The organism is Proteus sp. G4380 (assembly GCF_963885725.1).
In the GTDB taxonomy this organism is placed as follows: domain Bacteria; phylum Pseudomonadota; class Gammaproteobacteria; order Enterobacterales; family Enterobacteriaceae; genus Proteus; species Proteus mirabilis.
Genome location: NZ_CAWPAV010000085.1, coordinates 1 through 3,694 on the forward strand (window position 1 = coordinate 1; position 3,694 = coordinate 3,694).

A 3,694-nucleotide genomic window follows, 5' to 3' on the forward strand; every position below is an offset into this window, starting at 1 on the left:
ACCTATCACCAACATGAGCCGGATGAAGTATACACCTTTGGCTGGGTAGGGATGCGACTGGTGTCTGAGCACAGCAGCGCAGCGCCCCATACTACGGTTTATCATGCTTACAATGACCAAAGTTATACGCCTCTAGCCCGCATTGAATGCACGGATAACCCGCTAAATCCGCAACGGGCGATTTATTATACGCACAGCAGTTTAAGTGGCTTACCGGAAGCGTTGACCAACAGTGAGGGTGAAATCGTTTGGCAAGGGCAATACAGTGCTTGGGGACATTTACAGCGTCAAACCCGCCCCACAAGCACGTTTAATCGTGAACAGAACCTGCGTTTTCAAGGGCAGTATTTCGACAAAGAGACGGGGTTACATTATAATACGTTCAGGTACTATGCCCCGGATTTAGGCCGTTTTACCCAGCAAGACCCAATAGGGTTGGCAGGGGGGATAAATTTATATGCTTATGCGCCGGATCCATTGACATGGGTGGATCCGCTTGGATTATCTTGTCGTAATAATTATTTAGGACGAACTCCAGGAAAAAATAGCCGGACAGGGCGAGAAGTTATAGCTCGAATGAGGCGAGATGGAGATGTACTGGATGTTAATGGGCAGACAATTTTTAAAGCATCGGATGGAAATTGGTATCCATTGCGTGAAGCTGACATGTCACATAAAACAGATGCTGTGACATGGTGGAATAATACTGGTAGATATTTAGGGCCGAAATCTAAATCCGTTAGAAATTGGATGTTGGATTCGAAAAATTACTATCTGGATCATTATTCACTTAACCGTTCCGCCGGGGCTCAAATTGGTCAGGTATACTTGCCGCCTGTACTACCTATACAGCCACCAATAGTGAAATAAGGAATATAAAATTATGGCGTCATTTAATCCTTTAATACTTAAAATGATAAGTGAAGGTAATAAACTCTATTCTCAGGGAAATGTTGATGAAGCAATAAATAACTCCATTTCTGTTTTAAATGAATTAGATGTTATCTATGGGGATAGGTACAAAAGTGAAGAAGCTCGATTAGTAATGATGAGCTTATATGATATCTATTTTTCTCGTGGTGATTATATAGAAGCCAAAAAGTGGGCGTCTGATATTTTTAAGTGCAATATCCCTGATATTGCCACATCCGAATTAGTTAATTTAGGCGCCGTTTGCTTGGAGCTGGGTGAAAATGATGAGGCTTATGAATGCTTTATAAAAGCTTATAAGAAAGGTAAGAATAGAGCATTTAAAGAATACCCATCTAAATATTGGGAGTTTTTTAAATCGAGGTATAAAGAGTAGTAGAAAGTCGAGTAAGAGTTTAATTTTTTGAAATGCCCTAATAGTTGGGTAACCAATTGCTGGGGAGATTTTTTGTGTCAAAAAACAGTCGTGATTTAAAAATTATAGTTACTAGTCAACTTTTGGCTGATAATGAGTGGTTTAACTCAGCAAGTGTAAGTGATATTGTTGAGAATAAAGATGCCGTGTCCGCTGCATTGCGTGGTACAGGGGAAAACATGAATTATTTCCTGTTTCTCTAGCGACAAAAACAAAAGAATTAGGCTTTACGGCAGAAGAATTGAAACGTTATGTTGTCGATACTAATAGAATCATATTTACAAATGTTACAGATTCAAAAGGAGTGTTACTAGCAGATGGAGGACATCATGGTAGCCGAGCTGGTAGACATTTTCATAATAAATTAATTTCTGATGTAGAATCTGCCAATTCTAAATTGGAAGCTAAGAAAATCATTGGCAAACATCATCGTGAACATATGCGATTAAAAGGATGTTAAGTATGAAAAATAAAATCCATTTGTGGATAGGTAGTAATTTTTTACCTGAATAACAATACATAAGCTACTTTCAGTTGGACTATTCTGTTGAAGGAGATTTTGATGATCCTAACTATAAAATATGTGAGTTTTGTAAGGATATAGGTCTGAAATGATATGATGAGGATTTTATAGAGATCATACCAAGGCATAAAGAAGATGTTTCTTTAGATGATATTCTAGTTGATGCTGCAGTTGATAGTAGTGAGTTAAATATAATTAAAGGAAAATGTAATAATTTGGGAATAAAAAAAGCAAATGCGATTTTTTGGTATCAAAATAAAGATTTTGAAATAAAAAAAACAATAATGGATTTTTATAATGGATTGAAATATATAGGTCTATTTCAAGCTGATTGAACATTCTTATATTTAATAATAATCTTTAGCCCATATATTGCCTGCTATTGGCTATAATAACACATCAAAGCAGGTAAATCATATTATATCCATGTTACTTCTCGATTAATGAGTTAGGTTTGTTATTTCTGATAACCTTCGAGAAACTCTCACTGTCTGATGTTGATGATTGGTGGGTTAAGGGTGCTCATGTAGATATTGATAAAATAGAAATTGCTATAAAACCAGGTAAATATGGACAAATAATATACAAGCCTGTATTTAGTAAAACAGATGTTAATACAGTAGCCTGGAAAAAAGCAATAGAAAAATTAGATCTATACTTATCTGATACAAAAAATAAAATAAAAGTCGTTGATTATCTTGAAAAGGCAAAAGTGAGATGGCCTGATAAAGCCGCTGAGTGGAGTCACTTACAAAAAGCCTTGAATCAAAATACCGCAATAAAAGGTATAACAGGAAAAGGTTGTTAATTATGATAAATTTATCAATGGATATAATAGATATAATTAATAAAGGATCAATATTCAATTCTATCACTTCTAATGATGAAAGAATATGCTTGCTATCATATTCACATGAAGAGTTTTTCAGAAACGCTAAGATTTATACTATTAATATTAATGGTTTTTATATTGAAATCTGTATTGCTAAACTATCTAATAGAAGTTATGAAAGTATTTGTTTGAATCAAGATGTGAATGCTTCAGGTGTTGATATAAATATATCAGATAAGTTTAGAGTAATGACGCAAACAGAAGAACAACTATTAAAACAAAAAAATATATCATTACCCGATTATTCTATATTTATAGATTCTAAAATAGAACAAGTAGAATTACATTTTCATAATGGGTGTAAGCTTATTTATGAAAACAAACACTCATTTCCATCAGTTTTGATTAATCCTTTATTTATAATGAGTAACTAATATTTTTATATAAAAGAATTTTATGAGCGAGCGGAATACCGCTACGATATCTTAGGGCGCCGGATTGAAAAACGGTTATGGAAAGCCAGTGCGATTGCCAATACGGTGACCTATCACCAACATGAGCCGGATGAAGTATACACCTTTGGCTGGGTAGGGATGCGACTGGTGTCTGAGCACAGCAGCGCAGCGCCCCATACTACGGTTTATCATGCTTACAATGACCAAAGTTATACGCCTCTAGCCCGCATTGAATGCACGGATAACCCGCTAAATCCGCAACGGGCGATTTATTATACGCACAGCAGTTTAAGTGGCTTACCGGAAGCGTTGACCAACAGTGAGGGTGAAATCGTTTGGCAAGGGCAATACAGTGCTTGGGGACATTTACAGCGTCAAACCCGCCCCACAAGCACGTTTAATCGTGAACAGAACCTGCGTTTTCAAGGGCAGTATTTCGACAAAGAGACGGGGTTACATTATAATACGTTCAGGTACTATGCCCCGGATTTAGGCCGTTTTACCCAGCAAGACCCAATAGGGTTGGCAGGGGGGATAAA

The 3,694-nt window shown here is 36.4% G+C and carries 7 protein-coding genes and 1 pseudogene; all 8 read left to right on the forward strand.

Translation table 11 applies throughout. The annotated features are described in order from the left end of the window. The coding region (locus AACU98_RS06920; RefSeq protein WP_202611362.1) for an RHS repeat-associated core domain-containing protein at window positions 1-870 on the forward strand (870 nt) is incomplete at its 5' end. Between the two features lie 13 nt (window positions 871-883). Next, entirely contained in the window at window positions 884-1,306 is a 423-nt protein-coding gene (locus AACU98_RS06925; protein WP_004244647.1) for a hypothetical protein, read from the forward strand. A gap of 74 nt (window positions 1,307-1,380) precedes the next feature. Then, a complete protein-coding gene (locus tag AACU98_RS06930) occupies window positions 1,381-1,548 on the forward strand; it encodes a hypothetical protein (protein ID WP_155115351.1) in 168 nt (55 codons plus the stop codon). A 38-nt stretch (window positions 1,549-1,586) separates the two neighbouring features. Next, the gene (locus AACU98_RS06935; RefSeq protein ID WP_004244649.1) at window positions 1,587-1,805 is read left to right on the forward strand and encodes a hypothetical protein; all 219 of its coding nucleotides are present in this window, start codon (window positions 1,587-1,589) and stop codon (window positions 1,803-1,805) included. 167 nt (window positions 1,806-1,972) lie between these two features. Beyond that, window positions 1,973-2,203, forward strand: a pseudogene (locus AACU98_RS06940) (immunity 22 family protein); the annotation flags it as partial. A gap of 119 nt (window positions 2,204-2,322) precedes the next feature. Continuing rightward, on the forward strand, window positions 2,323-2,676 hold the full coding sequence (locus AACU98_RS06945) for a hypothetical protein (protein ID WP_004244651.1): 354 nt from the start codon (window positions 2,323-2,325) through the stop codon (window positions 2,674-2,676). Between the two features lie 2 nt (window positions 2,677-2,678). Next, on the forward strand, window positions 2,679-3,134 hold the full coding sequence (locus AACU98_RS06950; RefSeq protein ID WP_036894563.1) for a hypothetical protein: 456 nt from the start codon (window positions 2,679-2,681) through the stop codon (window positions 3,132-3,134). Between the two features lie 168 nt (window positions 3,135-3,302). Next, on the forward strand, window positions 3,303-3,694 hold a 392-nt coding region (locus AACU98_RS06955), incomplete at its 3' end, for an RHS repeat-associated core domain-containing protein (RefSeq protein WP_339382156.1).

Bases quoted from the DNA above. Each gene is read 5' to 3' on its own strand.
- AACU98_RS06925 (WP_004244647.1), top strand. From the start codon at position 884: ATGGCGTCATTTAATCCTTTAATACTTAAAATGATAAGTGAAGGTAAT.
- AACU98_RS06950 (WP_036894563.1), top strand. From the start codon at position 2,679: ATGATAAATTTATCAATGGATATAATAGATATAATTAATAAAGGATCA.